Source organism: Arthrobacter bambusae (assembly GCF_022606295.1).
GTDB classification, from domain to species: Bacteria; Actinomycetota; Actinomycetes; order Actinomycetales; family Micrococcaceae; genus Arthrobacter; species Arthrobacter bambusae_A.
In genome coordinates this window covers 48,433-64,103 of sequence record NZ_JAHHZS010000003.1, presented here as the reverse complement: position 1 = coordinate 64,103, position 15,671 = coordinate 48,433, and the positions used below count along the sequence as shown (strand labels likewise).

General features: G+C 62.6%; 18 protein-coding genes. 1 reads left to right on the top strand and 17 read right to left on the bottom strand.

All coding sequences use genetic code 11. The annotated features are described in order from the left end of the window. Positions 1 to 4: 4 nt before the first annotated feature. The 13 genes from KNN17_RS02860 to KNN17_RS02800 all read right to left on the bottom strand — a co-directional run bounded on the left by KNN17_RS02860 (position 5) and on the right by KNN17_RS02800 (position 10,928). Positions 5 to 1,276: an alpha/beta hydrolase gene (locus tag KNN17_RS02860; RefSeq protein ID WP_241707409.1), complete on the bottom strand. Its 1,272-nt coding sequence runs from the start codon at positions 1,274 to 1,276 to the stop codon at positions 5 to 7. Between the two features lie 5 nt (positions 1,277 to 1,281). Continuing rightward, positions 1,282 to 1,713, bottom strand: coding sequence for a DUF2550 domain-containing protein (locus KNN17_RS02855; protein ID WP_078108481.1), 432 nt, complete (start codon positions 1,711 to 1,713; stop codon positions 1,282 to 1,284). 10 nt (positions 1,714 to 1,723) lie between these two features. Further along, on the bottom strand, positions 1,724 to 2,008 hold the full coding sequence (locus KNN17_RS02850) for a F0F1 ATP synthase subunit epsilon (RefSeq protein ID WP_059387616.1): 285 nt from the start codon (positions 2,006 to 2,008) through the stop codon (positions 1,724 to 1,726). A 1-nt stretch (position 2,009) separates the two neighbouring features. Next, on the bottom strand, positions 2,010 to 3,464 hold the full coding sequence (gene atpD, locus KNN17_RS02845) for a F0F1 ATP synthase subunit beta (protein WP_078108480.1): 1,455 nt from the start codon (positions 3,462 to 3,464) through the stop codon (positions 2,010 to 2,012). An 86-nt stretch (positions 3,465 to 3,550) separates the two neighbouring features. Next, positions 3,551 to 4,438 carry a F0F1 ATP synthase subunit gamma gene (locus KNN17_RS02840; RefSeq protein WP_078108479.1) on the bottom strand — a complete coding sequence of 296 codons (888 nt, stop codon included), beginning with the start codon at positions 4,436 to 4,438 and terminating at the stop codon, positions 3,551 to 3,553. 93 nt (positions 4,439 to 4,531) lie between these two features. Further along, positions 4,532 to 6,169, bottom strand: a complete 1,638-nt coding sequence (gene atpA / locus KNN17_RS02835; protein ID WP_078108478.1) for a F0F1 ATP synthase subunit alpha — start codon at positions 6,167 to 6,169, stop codon at positions 4,532 to 4,534. 83 nt (positions 6,170 to 6,252) lie between these two features. Then, complete coding sequence (locus KNN17_RS02830; RefSeq protein WP_241707408.1) at positions 6,253 to 7,080, bottom strand: F0F1 ATP synthase subunit delta; 828 nt, start codon at positions 7,078 to 7,080, stop codon at positions 6,253 to 6,255. After that, entirely contained in the window at positions 7,080 to 7,640 is a 561-nt protein-coding gene (locus tag KNN17_RS02825) for a F0F1 ATP synthase subunit B (protein ID WP_241707407.1), read from the bottom strand. Before KNN17_RS02825 ends, KNN17_RS02830 begins: the two co-directional genes overlap by 1 nt. Before the next feature lie 54 nt (positions 7,641 to 7,694). After that, on the bottom strand, positions 7,695 to 7,913 hold the full coding sequence (gene atpE / locus KNN17_RS02820) for an ATP synthase F0 subunit C (protein WP_028264751.1): 219 nt from the start codon (positions 7,911 to 7,913) through the stop codon (positions 7,695 to 7,697). A gap of 81 nt (positions 7,914 to 7,994) precedes the next feature. Next, entirely contained in the window at positions 7,995 to 8,795 is an 801-nt protein-coding gene (gene atpB, locus KNN17_RS02815; protein WP_078108475.1) for a F0F1 ATP synthase subunit A, read from the bottom strand. Positions 8,796 to 8,876: 81 nt separating this feature from the next. Next, on the bottom strand, positions 8,877 to 9,215 hold the full coding sequence (locus KNN17_RS02810; protein ID WP_241707406.1) for a hypothetical protein: 339 nt from the start codon (positions 9,213 to 9,215) through the stop codon (positions 8,877 to 8,879). After that, entirely contained in the window at positions 9,202 to 9,690 is a 489-nt protein-coding gene (locus tag KNN17_RS02805) for a hypothetical protein (RefSeq protein WP_078108473.1), read from the bottom strand. Before KNN17_RS02805 ends, KNN17_RS02810 begins: the two co-directional genes overlap by 14 nt. Positions 9,691 to 9,818: 128 nt before the next feature. Then, complete coding sequence (locus KNN17_RS02800) at positions 9,819 to 10,928, bottom strand: MraY family glycosyltransferase (protein ID WP_078108472.1); 1,110 nt, start codon at positions 10,926 to 10,928, stop codon at positions 9,819 to 9,821. A gap of 212 nt (positions 10,929 to 11,140) precedes the next feature. Between KNN17_RS02800 and KNN17_RS02795 the strand changes: the two genes are divergently transcribed. Then, positions 11,141 to 12,037, top strand: a complete 897-nt coding sequence (locus KNN17_RS02795; RefSeq protein WP_078108471.1) for a glycosyltransferase — start codon at positions 11,141 to 11,143, stop codon at positions 12,035 to 12,037. On the opposite strand, the gene KNN17_RS02790 is transcribed toward KNN17_RS02795, so the two are convergent. Genes KNN17_RS02790 through prfA form a run of 4 tightly spaced genes read right to left on the bottom strand, consistent with a single transcriptional unit; the run spans position 12,034 to position 15,626 of the window. Then, a complete protein-coding gene (locus KNN17_RS02790) occupies positions 12,034 to 12,831 on the bottom strand; it encodes a WecB/TagA/CpsF family glycosyltransferase (protein WP_078108470.1) in 798 nt (265 codons plus the stop codon). The two genes, KNN17_RS02795 and KNN17_RS02790, sit on opposite strands and share 4 nt — an antisense overlap. Next, entirely contained in the window at positions 12,828 to 13,649 is an 822-nt protein-coding gene (locus KNN17_RS02785) for an L-threonylcarbamoyladenylate synthase (protein ID WP_241707405.1), read from the bottom strand. The genes KNN17_RS02790 and KNN17_RS02785 overlap by 4 nt, the downstream gene beginning before the upstream one ends. Before the next feature lie 12 nt (positions 13,650 to 13,661). Next, positions 13,662 to 14,534, bottom strand: coding sequence for a peptide chain release factor N(5)-glutamine methyltransferase (prmC, locus tag KNN17_RS02780; protein WP_241707404.1), 873 nt, complete (start codon positions 14,532 to 14,534; stop codon positions 13,662 to 13,664). An 18-nt stretch (positions 14,535 to 14,552) separates the two neighbouring features. After that, complete coding sequence (prfA, locus tag KNN17_RS02775; protein WP_028264759.1) at positions 14,553 to 15,626, bottom strand: peptide chain release factor 1; 1,074 nt, start codon at positions 15,624 to 15,626, stop codon at positions 14,553 to 14,555. Positions 15,627 to 15,671 lie beyond the last annotated feature (45 nt).

The following is a 15,671-nucleotide window of genomic DNA, read 5'->3' as shown; positions in this document are numbered from 1 at the left end:
GTGCTCATTGAACGAGTCCCCATCGAGGGGCCAGGAATTCCATCGCCGAGGGAAGCTCTTGAACGGCCACGGCCCACGAGTGTCCGGCTCCGGGAACCGAAGCGTGCCTGACGTCGAACCCGGACATGCGTGCGGCCGCCGCCAGCTCGCGGGCGAAACGGACGAATTCGCTGTCCGCGGCCCCGACGGCGAAGTAGCCGGCATGGCCGTCATAGCTACGTTGCTTCATCAAGGTCAACGGCGTCAGGGCGTCGAAGGCTGCAGCGTCGCCGCCGAATGCGGTCTGGATGGTCCGCCCGCGGTCAGGACCAAGCGAAGGCTCCCGCTCTCCCGAGAAGGCGATGAAGGAAGGGTAGGTCTCAGGATGCAGCGTGGTCATTTGCACGGCGCAGGTTGCACCGAAAGAAAACCCTCCGACGGCCCACTTTCTTGGATCGGCGGAAACCTCGAGCGTCGAGTTGATCCAGCGCGGAACATCGATCGCGAGGTAGGTGTCGGCACGTGCGATCCGGCTATCCATGCACATGGTGTTTGCGGTATCGGAACCGTTTGGATCGACAACCACGACGACGGGTGCCACGCCTCCGTGCCGTGCGGCGAAGGAATTCATGTTCTGCTCCAGCAGTCCGCCCGTCAGCCAATCGGCGGGTCTTCCCGGTTGGCCGGCAAAGAGAACCAGGACGGGTAGCTGGCTGCGGTTGGTAGCCAGGTAGGCCGGCGGCAGGTAGATGAAAGCGTCCTTGGCCGTGAATCCGGATTCAATTCCGGGAATCGACGCCCTGCAGACAATACCTCCCTCCAGCGCAGCCACCGGGGTGTTACCGGAAACACCCCTTTTGAATCCTGCCTCAAGCTCGGGGATCCGTCCCACGTAGTGGCCGAAGAGATCGGCAGCCGTGTGGTTGAGTCCGAAGTAGCTGTTGATCTGAAGCGCGGAGAGGAGCAGCACGGAGGCGAACGAAATCCCTGCGGCGCTCCTGCCGCGCCACGAGGAACCACGGAGCCGGAAAAGGAAAAGGGCCAACGCAGAGAAAGCAACCGTCGACCACAAGAGGACATCGATGGGGAGGTCCTCGGGGAACACGGTCAGGACATTGACGAGCAGCCAGTGGATGACGGCGACAACTCCGCTCGCCGCGGCAAGCGAAAGGACGATGGAAAGCAACCAGCGCCGGTCCCGTCGCAGGAGGAGGAAGACACTCCCGGCAACTCCGGCACCAACGACGGTCCAGTAGAACGGACCGTCAACAAGCCTCACGTTGTAGAGGAAGTCCACTGGCCTCAGCGCCAGGTGCCGACGCCCACCACAGGGCCGGCCTCGAGCCAGGACGACAGCCCGGCGTAGGCATCAAATCTCATGGCCAGCATGAACCGCTGGCCTTCATGTTGGAGTTCGACGACGACGACGTCGGGTTGGAGCCTCGTCAGTTCTTCCTCCGTTGGCTTCCGCCGGCCAAGGAGCTCCAAGGAACTGCGGCGGAAGCTGTGTTTGGGACGGAAGCTGAGGGACAGCAGGCGGAACCACTCAAGCTCCGAGTCCTGATAACGACAAACCCCCATCCGCCAGCTGTTTCCAGCCGTGCAAATGGAGGCGTCGACCGTGCCCAGGGCGCGCCGCAAATTGAAGCGGCGCACCCCGACGAGGCACAGTGTAAAGATCAGCAACGCAAACGCCGTTGCCAAGGCGATGAACGGAAGAGCAGAATCGTCCATCAAGGTCTTGCTATCGGATCCCCGCAGTAGCTGAATCGCCCAACTGGGCGTTGTCAGCGACGATCACCACGCGGTTGTTGTCGACGGAGAAGAATCCGCCGTCCACAACTACTGCCAGGCGGTCTCCGGTAACCGGCTCGATGGCCAGCTCGCCCGCGGCCAGAATGGCGAGGAGCGGCGAGTGGCCCGGCAGGATCCCGATTTCACCATCGCTGGTGCGGGCCTTGACCATCTTGGCCGCACCGGACCACACGAAGTGGTCCGCTGCGACAATCTCAACCTCGAGCTCAGCCATACTACTTGGTCTGTTCCTGGATCTTGGCCCACTGGCGCTCGACGTCATCCAGGCCACCGACGTTGAAGAACGCCTGCTCTGCGATGTGGTCAAGCTCGCCGTCGCAAATCGCCGTGAAGCCTTCCACAGTGTCCTTGATGGAGACGGTGGAGCCCTCGACGCCGGTGAACTGCTTGGCGGTGTAGGTGTTCTGGGACAGGAACTGCTGGATGCGGCGTGCACGCGACACGACGATCTTGTCTTCTTCGGACAGTTCGTCAACGCCGAGGATGGCGATGATGTCCTGGAGTTCCTTGTTCTTCTGCAGGATCTGCTTCACGCGGACAGCCGTGTTGTAGTGGTCCTTGCCGATGTACTGCGGGTCCAGGATGCGGGACGTCGACGTCAGCGGGTCAACAGCCGGGTACAGACCACGGGAGGCGATTTCACGGGAAAGTTCCGTGGTCGCGTCGAGGTGTGCGAAGGTCGTTGCCGGAGCCGGGTCGGTGTAGTCATCAGCAGGCACGTAGATGGCCTGCATCGACGTGATCGAGTGGCCCTTGGTCGAGGTGATGCGCTCCTGGAGGAGGCCCATCTCGTCGGCGAGGTTCGGCTGGTAACCAACAGCGGACGGCATGCGGCCGAGCAGTGTGGAGACCTCGGAACCGGCCTGGGTGAAGCGGAAGATGTTGTCGATGAAGAGCAGCACGTCCTGGTTCTGCACATCGCGGAAGTATTCCGCCATAGTCAGCGCCGACAGTGCCACGCGCAGACGCGTTCCCGGCGGTTCGTCCATCTGGCCGAAAACAAGGGCGGTGTCCTTGAGGACGCCTGCCTCTTCCATTTCAACCCAGAGGTCGTTGCCTTCACGAGTACGCTCGCCAACACCGGCGAATACCGAAGTACCACCGAAGTTGCGGGCCACACGGGTGATCATTTCCTGGATCAGAACGGTCTTGCCGACACCGGCGCCACCGAACAGGCCGATCTTTCCACCCTTGATGTACGGGGTGAGGAGGTCGATGACCTTGATGCCGGTCTCGAGCATCTCCGTGGAGCCCTCGAGGGACGCGAAGGACGGAGCCTTGCGGTGGATCGGCCAGTAAGCGTCAGCGTTGATCTCGGACTCTTCGACGTCCAGCGGCTTGCCGAGAACGTTGAAGATGTGGCCCTTGACGCCGTCGCCGACAGGCACGGAGATCGGGGAGCCGGAGTCCTGCACGGAGGTACCGCGGACAAGTCCGTCGGTAGCCTGCAGGGAGATGGCACGGACGAGGTTGTCACCCAGGTGCTGGGAGGTCTCGAACGTGATGGTCTTGGTCTCACCGTTGAGGGTTACCTCGGTGGTGAGTGCGTTGTAGATCGACGGGATTGCGTCAGCCGGAAATTCGACGTCGACAACCGGGCCGATGACGCGGGCAATGCGGCCGGTGGCGCCGGCCGTTGCGGCTGCGTGCTCGGTAGCGGTGGCAGTCATCTCTCTCACTTCACTCAGTAGATGGCGTGGGGTTAAGTTTATCTATTTGGTGCAGGTGTGGCTTGCGCCGAACCATGCACCGGCAACTACGCGTTCAGGGCGTCGGCGCCGGCCACGATTTCGGAAAGCTCCTGCGTGATCTCAGCCTGGCGGGCCGTGTTGCGCAGACGCGTGTACTTCTTGATCAATTCGGTCGCGTTGTCGCCTGCCGACTTCATGGCGCGCTGGCGGGCGGCGAGCTCGGAAGCTGCTGCCTGCAGCATTGCTGCGAAGATGCGGGACTCGATGTAACGCGGAAGCAGTGCGTCAAGCACCTGCTCCGATTCCGGTTCGAACTCGTACAGCGGCAGAAGCTCGGACTCAGTGACCGCCTGCTCTTCAACTTCGAGCGGCAGCAAACGGACAACCGTGGGTTCCTGCGTCACCATCGACTTGAAGCGGGTGTAAACGACGTGGATCTCATCCACGCCACCCTCGGCGAAGTCGTTGGCGAACTCTTCGAGAAGAGCGGCGCCGACTTCCTTGGCAGTCTCGAATTCCGGTGCGTCGGTTCCGCCGGTCCACACGCGGGAGTACGAACGGCTGCGGAAGTCGAAATATGCCTGCGCCTTGCGGCCAACCAGGTAGGTCTTGACTTCCTTGCCCTCTGCCCGGAGAAGCTCGTTGAGGCCTTCGGCCTTCTTGAGCACGCTTGCGGAGTAAGAACCAGCCAAGCCACGGTCCGAAGTGATGACCAGGACTGCGGCGCGGCGGATCTGCTCCGGCTCGGTGACTAGCGGGTGATCGATTTCGCTCTGGCTTGCGACAGCAGAAACAGCACGGGTAATCGCGTTTGCGTAGGGCGTCGAAGCTGCAACGCGGGCGCGGGCCTTACCGATGCGCGAGGTAGCGATCAGTTCCATCGCCTTGAAGATCTTGCGCATCGACGTCGTCGAGCTGATCTTCTGGCGGTAGACCCGGATCTGGGCTCCCATACATTTCCTTTCCTAAGATCCCGATGGATCAGCGGCTAAGGCTTTGGCGAAGGCCCCGGGCCTGCGGATACCGCAGGCCCGGGAACCAATGCTCTAGCGCTTCTGCTTGACGATCTTTTCCTGGTCGACTTCGCCACCGGAAATCGCTTCGTGCTCTTCGTGGCCGGCGCCAACCAGACGGTTGTCGCCTTCTCCGAAGAAGCCCTTCTTGAAGTCGATGATCGAGGACTTCAGCGCTTCAGCGGTGTCGTCGTCCAGGACGTTGGTCTGCGCCAGCGTGGTCAGGATGGAGGACTTGTGCTTGAGGTGCTCCAGGAACTCGGACTCGAAACGGCTGACATCCTCAACCGGAACATCGTCCAAGTAGCCCTTCGTACCGGCCCAGATGGATACAACCTGGTCCTCGACCGGGAACGGCGAGTACTGGCCCTGCTTGAGCAGTTCCATCAGGCGGGCGCCACGGGTCAGCTGCTGGCGTGAAGCGGCATCCAGGTCGGACGCGAACATCGCGAACGCCTGCATGTCGCGGTACTGGGCCAGGTCCAGCTTCAAGGTACCGGAGACCTTCTTCATGGACTTCACCTGTGCCGCACCACCGACACGGGACACGGACACGCCGACGTCAACAGCGGGGCGCTGGTTGGCGTTGAAGAGGTCCGACTGAAGGAAGATCTGGCCATCGGTGATGGAGATGACGTTGGTCGGAATGTAGGCCGAGACGTCGTTTGCCTTGGTTTCGACGATCGGAAGACCGGTCATCGAGCCTGCGCCCAGCTCGTCGGAGAGCTTGGCACAACGCTCCAGGAGGCGGGAGTGCAAGTAGAAAACGTCACCCGGGTACGCTTCGCGTCCCGGCGGGCGGCGGAGCAGCAGGGACACTGCACGGTAGGCCTCGGCTTGCTTCGACAGGTCGTCGAAGATCACCAGGACGTGCTTGCCGCCGTACATCCAGTGCTGGCCGATGGCCGAGCCGGCGTACGGAGCCAAGTACTTGAAGCCGGCCGGGTCGGATGCCGGAGAAGCCACGATGGTGGTGTATTCCAGCGCGCCGTGGTCTTCAAGGGTCTGGCGGACAGCAGCGATGGTGGAAGCCTTCTGGCCGACGCCGACGTAAACGCAGCGCACCTGCTTGGTGACATCCCCGGAAGCCCAGTTGGCCTTCTGGTTGATGATGGTGTCCACGGCGATTGCGGTCTTGCCGGTCTGGCGGTCACCGATGATCAGCTGGCGCTGGCCACGGCCGATCGGAATCATGGCGTCGATAGCCTTGAGACCGGTCTGCATGGGCTCGTGGACCGACTTGCGCTGGGTTACGCCAGGAGCCTGGAGTTCCAGTGCACGGGTGGTCTCGGCCTTGATCTCGCCGAGGTCGTCGATCGGCTGGCCCAGCGGGTCAACTACACGGCCCAGGAAGGCGTCGCCTACCGGGACGGACAGGATTTCACCGGTGCGGTGGACTTCCTGGCCTTCTTCGATGCCGGTGAAGTCACCGAGGATGATGACGCCGATTTCGCGGACGTCGAGGTTCTGGGCCAAGCCCAGGGTGCCGTCTTCGAAGCGAAGCAGCTCGTTCGCCATGACCGAGGGAAGGCCCTCAACACGGGCGATGCCGTCACTTGCGGCGGTCACGCGGCCGACCTCTACGCGCTCTGCGTTTCCGGGTTCGTAGGACGCCGCGAACTCGTTCAACGCATTACGGACGTCGTCGGCGTTGATGGTCAATTCGGCCATCTGCAGTCCCTGCTCTCCTGTTTTCGTGATCATCGTTGCTCACGATGACCGGGTTTTGTATCAGTTAAGTTGTGCTTTTCCGGCTAGCCGGCGAGTTGCCGGCGGAGCTCGGACAGGCGGGCTACAACGGAAGCATCAAGCACTTCGTCTCCCACCTGGACCCGGATTCCACCGATCAGAGTCGGATCAACGCTGACGTTGACCTTCAGCTCGCGGCCGTAGAGGGCATTAAGCCCGCCCTGCAGACGGCTGGCCTGCGCATCCGTCAACGGACGGGTAACGCGGACAGTTGCGATCCAGCGCTGCTGGCGCTTGGCTGCAAGCTTGGCGAAGTTGTCGATGAGCTTGCTCGGCTTGACGCCGCGCGGCTGCGACACAGCCTGGCCGATGAGGAGCTGGGCTTCCGGGCTTGCACCAGGAACCAGCTTCTCCGCCAGACCGATCTTGGCCGCAGCACTTGCCTGCGACTCTCCCAGAGCACGTTGTACCTCGTGGCTGGAAGCAACCATCTGGTTGAAAGCAAACAGATCGTTTTCCAGCTCTTCCAGCCCCGTGATTCCGGAGGCAGAAACGGCCGACTTGTTTTCAGCCACGGCAATGACCACCGTGGCGGCAAGAGTCTCGAGTGCATCGCCGATATCGCGTGCCGATGCCCAGCGCAAGCTGGCCAGTCCACTCGCGATTTCCGCAGCATCAGCGGAGACTTTCCCGCCAACCAGCTGCTTGACCAGCGCCGACTTTTCTTCTCCGCTGCGGGAGGGGTCAGTCAGGGCGCGGCGCAAGCCAGCCGAGCTGTCCACCGTTCCCAGGATTCCGAAGAGGTCCTTAGCCAACTGCAGCGAGGCGGTCGGAAGCGTGGCTTCCAACTGCTCCAGCGCCTTGGTCAGCGATTCGCTCGATACACCTGCCATTACTTAGCTGCACCTGCGCTCTGGGTCTCCAGATCTGCGAGGAAGCGGTCCACCACGCGGGCGGCACGCTCGTCATCGCTGAGCGATTCGCCAACGATGCGCTCTGCCAATGTCGTGGCCAGGGTGCCCACCTCGGAACGCAGGGAGACAACAGCTGCCTGACGCTCGGATTCGATCTGGGCGTATGCCTGCTCGGTGATGCGAGCCGACTCGGCTGCTGCCTTGGTCTTCAGCTCCGCGAGGATCTGGGCACCTTCGGCTCGAGCTTCTTCGCGGATGCGGTTGGCCTCGGCGCGGGCGTCGTGGAGCTGCTGCTTGTACTCTTCGAGAGCTGCAGAAGCTTCAGCCTGGGCCTTTTCAGCCTTGGCAATGCCGCCCTCAATCGCCTCTGCGCGCTCGGCAAAGGTCTTCTCGAACATCGGGACAACAAACTTGACCACGATGTACAAGAGGACCACGAAGCCGGCGAAGACGACGCCCATTTCCCAGACGTTGGGAACGAGCGGATTAGCCGACTCGGCGGCACCTTGAGCGGCGGCTGAGATGATCTGCTGATTCATGTTTCACCCGTCCTTATCTACTCGGTTCTGAATGTTCGCTTGGTTCTTAGCGGTTTACTTGAGAACGAAAGCGAAGACCAGGCCGAGGATGGCGAGGGCTTCCGTCAGAGCCAGACCAAGGAACGCGATCGGCTGGAGCACGCGCTGGGCTTCCGGCTGACGTGCAACACCGTTGATGTAAGCAGCAAATACGAGACCCACACCGATACCACCGCCGATGGCGGAGAGACCGTAGCCAATGAGGTTGAGGGAGCCGTTGATGTCGCCGTTCATTGTATTCCTTTCAAGATGCCGCAGTCGCGGCAGGTTGTTTGGTTTGCTTCAACCCCCGGAGGGGAAGATTGAGGGTTGTGCCTAGTGGCTGTCGGCGTGGAGTGCGCCTTCGATGTAGATCGCAGTCAGAAGGGTGAAGACGTATGCCTGCAGCACCATGATCAGGGCTTCGAGCATGTACATGGCGACGGCGCCAACGAGCACGAGCACAGACGCGCCCTTGAGAAGCACGTTTTCCTGCATGACGAGGAACTCGATACCCGAGCCGGCGATCATGACAATGAGGTGCCCTGCCATCATGGTCGCGAAGAGACGGAGGCTGTGGGTGACCGGGCGGACCAGGAAGTTGGAGATGATTTCGATCGGTACGACGATCGGCAGGATGAACCACGGGACGCCCGAAGGAACGGTGGCCAGCTTGAAGTACTTCAGGCCGTTCTTCTTGATGCCGATGCCGATCCAGGTGACGTATACGACCGCGGCCAGCACATAGGCCCCGCCGACGTGCGAGAAGCTCGGAAGCTGGATCACGGGAATTGCGCCGTAGATGTTGTTCACCAGGATGAAGAAGAACAAGGTGAACAGGAGCGGTACGTACTTCATGAAGTCGCGGCCGCCGATGATGTCCTTGGCGATGCTGTTGCGGACGAAGCCGTAGGCCATCTCGCCTGCGAACTGCAACTTGCCGGGAACCAGCTGCTGCTTGCGTGCAGCGGCGATAAAGAATGAAGCGATAAGGACGACCGACAGGATCACCAGCAACATCTGCTTGGAGAAGCCATCGCTCGCACCCCACGGCAGGATAGCCGGCAGGTGCATTTGGTCGATTCCGGGAGGAGTGAAGGTCCCTGAATCCTGGGCCGGGAGCGCAAGCGCGATCAACGCGTTTCCTCTCTGCAGTGTCCATCATTGGGCGTTGTTGAGGATCCGGCCGCGTTTCCTGCAGCCATTTCCCGTGTGAAATTATTTGGCATTACTGTTCCCGTCCTGGGACGGACCACTGTCTGCTTTGCTCTCACCGGAAGACGAGCGATGACTGGTGAGGCCGTGCATATGGGAAAGATAGAACCCTCCTGCGGCTCCAAGCAGAGCGCCAAGGAGCACAATCCAGCGAGTCCCCCACAGATTATCCAGACCCCAGCCTATCAAACTCCAGACTATGATTCCGCCAACAATGTAGCTGAAGACGGCAATGCCGGCGTTGTATCCGCCGTCGTTTCCGTCGCTCGCTTGCCCAGCGGAATCGCCGGGTTTTGCGGCGTTGAGTGTGGTGGAGCGTCGCTTGTTCCTAGGAGTGAACATCGTCGCCCCCTTTGCCTGCTGCGGGGTCGTTGTAGATCTGGAGCCGGGCCTTGCTGAAGCCGTAGATTTCGGCGGCTTGCCACGAGACAACCGTGACGACGGCGCCAATCACGAACCAGCGTCCGTGCAGCCATGCGGGGGCGCCCAAGACGAACAGCACCACCGCGAAGCCGACGACCTTGACAAAGTAGCTGGCAACGAAGAGGCCGACCGCGCCGGAAGGGTTATCCCGCCCGACGAAGTGGCCGATCAGGAGGCTGATGGCAAAAAAGGCCATCACCAGCGCCCCGCCGAATACAGCGGAAAGCACGCCTACGCCACCGTTCATGACCACCGCGACAACGGACGTCGCCGCGAGGGCCGCTACCGCCGTCGTCGAGCTGAGGAAAAGAAGCCGCAGCCACAGCGAGGACGTGGAGCGGGGGGCAGCAACGCCGCTCGAGTCGGACTGCTGTCCGCCGGCGTTGGAGGTCATGGGGATGCCAATCGTCGTGGCAAAAATGCCGAATTCTCAAAAAGGGTGGGTGCGCGGGCGAGTGACTGTCCGCCCTAGAATTCTACATGAGATAGAACTGTGATGTTAACGCCATTGTCACACACCGTCTACCGGGCGGCGCGCCCTTTGCGGGCAAAGTACGGCCATGCCGTCACTGCGGCCATGATGAGCGCGGCGACGATGTCGACCGTGAGGACCATCTGCCACGGGAAGATGGCAAAGGCAAGGCCTCCAAACGCCAGAATGCAGGTCCACACGTACATCATCAGCACCGCCGTGCGGTGGGTGTGGCCGAGTTCGATGAGCTTGTGGTGCAAGTGTCCCCGGTCCGCCGACCAAGGCGATTGGCCACGTGCCGTTCGCCGCAACACCGCAAGGCCGAGGTCCAGCAACGGTAGCGACAGGATCGCGAACGGCAACAGGATGGGCACGATGGTTGGAATACCGTTGGCGCGGTCGTAAAGCCCTGAGCTGATCTGGCCCGTGGAAACGACACCGGCCGAAGCCATCACGAGGCCCAGGAGCATGGCGCCGGAGTCGCCCATGAAGATTTTGGCCGGGAACCAGTTATGCGGCAGGAACCCGATGCAACAACCCACCGTGATGGCCATCAGCAGCGCGGCCAGGTCCGAGCGGTCGGTAAGCGTGGCATTGCGGTGGACCCAGTACGCCGTCAGGAAGAAAGCAGCGCCGCCAATGGCTGCAACTCCGGCAGCCAGGCCGTCAAGTCCGTCGATGAAGTTGACCGCGTTCATCGTGGTCACAATCGCGAGTGCGGTCAGGACGATCCGCAGCGGTTCCGCTTCGATCCGTATGGGCTCCGGAACAAAGGGAACCACGGACATCTGCACGCCCCAGACCGCAACGATCGTCGCCGCCGTGCATTGGCCGATCAGCTTGACCCACCAGCGGATGTCCATCACGTCGTCGGCAACACCGACCGCGACGATCACCAGGGCACCTGCCAGGATCCCCCACGGTGCACTGTTCCCGTGGAAGATGTCCTTCACGAAGAACGAATTGCTGGCCACCACGAGGGCGATGGCAAAGCCCGCGAAGAGTCCCAGGCCACCAAGCCTGGAAATCGGGACTGAATGCATGTCCCGGCTGCGGATGGGGGCAAAGAGCCGGAGTTTGTTACCCATCTGGCGGGCTACCCACGTAGCGAGATACGACACGACGGCAGCCGTGAGCATCATGAGCGAATACATGATCACGTGGCGGCTCCTGTTGGCGGTGGTGGTGGAATTTGTCCCTGGCGACTAGCTGCCGGCACAACACCCGCAACACCTCTGCGCACCGCCGAATATTGCTGTACTACAGTTGGACTCTGTCAAGATACTAGCGGCAACGGCGGCTTTGCTCCGTTTCACGCGCCCCTAGGGCGAGCCGGGAAGACCTCCCCGCCACTGCCCGGAAGGAACCCTACATGACTGTCTCCGTTGCCGTTGCGGCTGTGACTTTTGACCGCCCCGGAGAGCTAGCAGTCCTGCTCGACGCTATCAACAAACAGTCCATGCCCGTGGACACGATTTGCCTCGTGGACAGCGGAACCACCCCTTCTCGGGAGCTCGCGTCGAGCCATCCGAAGGTGGACTACGTCCGCTCGGAGGCGAACCTGGGCGGGGCGGGCGGCTTCGCCCTCGCGATCCTCAAGGCGGTGGCCAGCGGTGCCGAATGGGTCTGGATCATGGACGATGACGCCGAGCCCGGCGATCCCGCATGCCTCGAAACCCTCGTTCGCGAAGCGGAGGCCCGCGGACTGGATGCCGTTGTCCCGCTCGTCGTCGCTCCCGGGCATCCGGACAAGCTCTCGTTCTTCTTCCGGATTGACGGCAAGGTGACCCACGACCGAGCCGAAGTCGAAAAGGCGGGGTTCCTGCCCGACGTCGGGCACTTCTTCAACGGGGCGCTCATCCGTTCGAACGTCTTCTTCAAGGTGGGAGTGCCGGATATCCGGCTGTTCATCCGCGGCGACGAGGTGGACTTCATGATCCGCCTCAGGAAAGCCGGGATACGCTTCGGCACGGTCGCTACGGCATGGATCACCCACCCGCACGCGTTTTCCGAGACAAAGCACGTCTTCGGCGCCCGCTGGCATGTGATCGTGCCCGATTCAGCGTTCAAGCGGTACTTCTACTACCGCAACCGGGGTTACTTGATCCGCCGCTACCGTCGCGGGAAGTCGATGGTGGCCGACGTCGGGGGCTACCTGGGCTATTTCCTGCCCCGAGGTGACTTCCGCGGGCTCGCTGAGTGGTTCCGGGCGTTCTCCGCGGGTTTGCGGGACAAAGGCTTCGGTCCGCTGGAGGACCAGAAGTTCTAAGGGCGTGGTGTTCCGGCCTCGCGGTTCTTGGAGGAAAGCCGACGGCGTACCAGCAGGCCGAGGAGCACCCACGGCTCGCCGAAGACCCGGTAGGCGACGCGTCCCGGGTGCAGGGCAAGTCGCCATGCCCATTCAAGCCCGAGGCGGCCCAGCCAGCGTGGAGCGAGCTTCTGGAGGCCGGCCAGCTGCTCGATAGCGCCGCCGACTGTGCAGTAGACGGCAGGGGGAAGCTCGTCCAGGCGCCGGTGGAGGACCGATTCCTGCAGCGGCATTCCCAGGCCAAGTAGGACGAGCTGGGGGCGGAATTCCGCCAACCAGGCGACGGCGGCCTCTTCGCCGGCATCGTTCCAATTCTCCCCGGGGCGCCCGGATACCACGGCGCCGGGCACGATGTCGCGGAGGCGTTCCACTGTCTTGCTGTTGGCTTCGGGACCAGCGCCGACGACGGCGATCCGGCGCAGTCCATCGACGCGGCCGAGCGCCGGCACCCAGTCAGTGGAACCCAAACGGTATTCCATCAACCCGGCAGCATCGTCACGTGAACCTCCGCGGTGCCCAAGTCCCCAAAGCATCGCGACCGGCGCGCCATCCATGAGCACCACATCGCTGCGTTCATACAGACGACGGAAGTCCGGACTCGAATGAAACAACGTGACGCTGTGGAGATTGTGTCCGAGGACAACCTTGGTGGTGCCGTCCGAAACGTACCCGCTGATGGCCTCGATAAGTTCGTCGGCGCACAAGGCGGTGACGTCTACGTCCAGAAGGGGAACACGATCCCGGACCAGGCTCATTCGGCCCTGGTCTCCGTGTGGACAGCATTTTCGCCAGAAACAGCGGTCTCAGGCGCAGGGGTCTCTGCTTGCGCATCCGCCGCCGTCTCAGCCGCAGTTTCCTGCTGCACGGCGGCCTCAGGCGCGGTTTCCGGCTCCGGTTCAGATTCCGGCGCGGTTTCTCCGAGGGCCAGCACTCCGGGCACGACTTCGCGGAGGCGTTCCAGGGAAATGGCACCATCGCGCACTACGCGGAGCGGCAAGGCGGTGGCGTCGACGATCGTGGACGGGACGGACTCGGTTCCTTCGACCGGCCGGAATCCGCCCTCAAGGTACACCTCGACCGACTCGGCAAGCTGGGTCCTTGCCTCGGCTGCTGTCTGCGCGGCCGCCTGGCCGGTGCGATTGGCCGAGGACACGGCCAGCGGCCCGGTGCGGTTGAGCAGTTCAAGCGCAATCGCGTCGTCCGGCATGCGAAGAGCGACGGTTCCGCGGGTCTCCCCCAGGTCCCAGTCCAAGGACGGCTGGGCGTGGAAGATCAGCGTCAGGCCGCCGGGCCAAAAGGCTTCCGCCAGTTTCCGGGCTTCTTCCGATACATCGGTCGCCAGCCCGTCGAGCGCATTGATCCGCGGGATCAGCACCGGGGGCGGCATATGGCGGCCGCGGCCCTTTGAGACAAGCAGCATGGTCACGGCTTGCGGCGAAAACGCGTCGGCGGCAATGCCGTAGACGGTGTCCGTCGGCATGACGACACACTTTTTCTCGCTGATGGCGCGCTGCGCATGCTCCAGGCCTTCGGCGCGTTGTTCCTCTGACGTGCAGTTGTAGCTTGTGGTCACAGCGTTATTCTTTCATTTCCCGGAGGCAGCGATTGCCAACACTGCGCTCGTGGCACGTTCCTTGCCGTTGAGATCGAGGTGGGTGGTGACCCGGGTCCAGCAGCCGGCCGACTTCAGGTGTTCGGAAATCCACCCCGCCTGCACCTCTGCGTGCTCCATCACGAAGAAGCCGCCGCCCTTGAGGAGCCGGGCAGCCGAGGCCGCAGCCGCCGTCGGGAGCTCCATTCCGTCCGCTCCCCCGCCGTACAGCGCCTCGGGCGGATCGTGCAGCGCCACTTCGGGTTCGTTCGGAACGGCTTCAGCCGGGATGTAGGGCGGATTGGAAACGACGACGTCGAACGTTCCGTCGTGTTCGGGCAAGGCATCGCGGAGGTCGCCCTGCACGAGCTTCACCCCGAGCGGCTTCAGGTTCTTGGTGGCCCACGCGTGGGCGAAGGTGCTGAATTCGACGGCGTGGACCTCGGCTCCGGGCACTTCGTGGGCAATCGAACCGGCAATGGCACCCGACCCGGTGCCAAGATCAACCACTTTGGGGTGCGGGAGACCCTGGAGGTGGTCGATGACCAGCTGGACCACGGATTCCGTTTCGGGCCGCGGAATGAACACGCCCGGACCCACGGCAAGCGTGAGGTAACGGAAATGCGCGACGCCGGTGATGTGCTGGAGCGGAACGCGCTGTGCCCGTTCGGCCACCAGGTCCGCGTACCCTTCCGGAGCTGCGGTGTCACCGAGCAACATGGCGCGTAGCCGCCCGAGGCCGACACCCAGGAGATGTTCCGCTAGAAGTTCCGCGTCCACGCGCGGAGTGGGGACTCCGGCGTCGGACAGGATGGTTGTTGCCTCGCGGACGGCGTCGGCGAGGCTTTGGCCCGGAAAGAGCGTCATCAGGATCCTTGCAGGCTGCTACTCGCCCAGGGCATCCAGGCGCGACTGTTCGTCCATTTCGATGGCCGACTGGATGACCGGTTCCAGGTCGCCGTTCATGACGGCGTCGAGGTTGTAGGCCTTGTAGCCGGTACGGTGGTCGGCAATCCGGTTTTCCGGGAAGTTGTACGTCCGGATGCGCTCGGAACGGTCCATGGTACGGATCTGGGATTTGCGCTGGGCCGAGTTCTCGGCGTCGATCTGCTCCTGCTGGTGGGCGAGGATGCGGGCACGGAGGACGCGCATGCCGGCTTCGCGGTTCTGCAGCTGGGATTTTTCGTTCTGCATGGCCACCACGATGCCCGTAGGGAGGTGCGTGATGCGGACTGCCGAGTCCGTGGTGTTGACGGACTGGCCACCGGGGCCCGAGGACCGGTAGACGTCGATCTTCAGGTCGTTCTGGTTGATTTCGAGCTCTTCGGGCTCATCCACTTCGGGGAGCACGAGTACACCGGCGGCGGAAGTGTGGATGCGGCCCTGCGATTCGGTGACGGGAACCCGCTGGACGCGGTGCACGCCGCCCTCGAACTTCAAGCGGGCATAGACGCCTTCTGCGGGATCGTTCGAGTTGCCCTTGACGGCCATCTGGACGTCCTTGTAGCCGCCCAGGTCTGATTCCGTGGCCGAGATGAGTTCGGTCTTCCAGCCGCGCGACTCCGCGTAGCGCATGTACATGCGCAGCAGGTCTCCGGCGAAGAGCGCAGCTTCGTCGCCGCCTTCGCCGCCCTTGACCTCAAGGATGACGTTGCGGGCGTCGTCGGGATCGCGCGGGATCAGCAGCCTGCGCAGTTTCTCTTGCGCTGCCGGAAGCTTCGCCTCGATTTCGTCTACCTCGGCAGCAAATTCGGCGTCCTCGGAAGCCATTTCCTTGGCTGCTTCGAGATCGTCCATGAGCCCGCGCCAACGGTTGTACGCCTCAACGATGCCCTGCAACTGGGCCGAGCGCCGCCCCAACTTGCGGGCCAAAGCCTGGTCGGCATAAACGGCAGGATCACTCAACTGCGCCTGGATGGCGGCATGTTCGTCAAGCAATCCCTGTACGGACTCAAACATTTTCAAACCTCTTTCGACTTCTACAAGTCTAATAACTGCGACGCG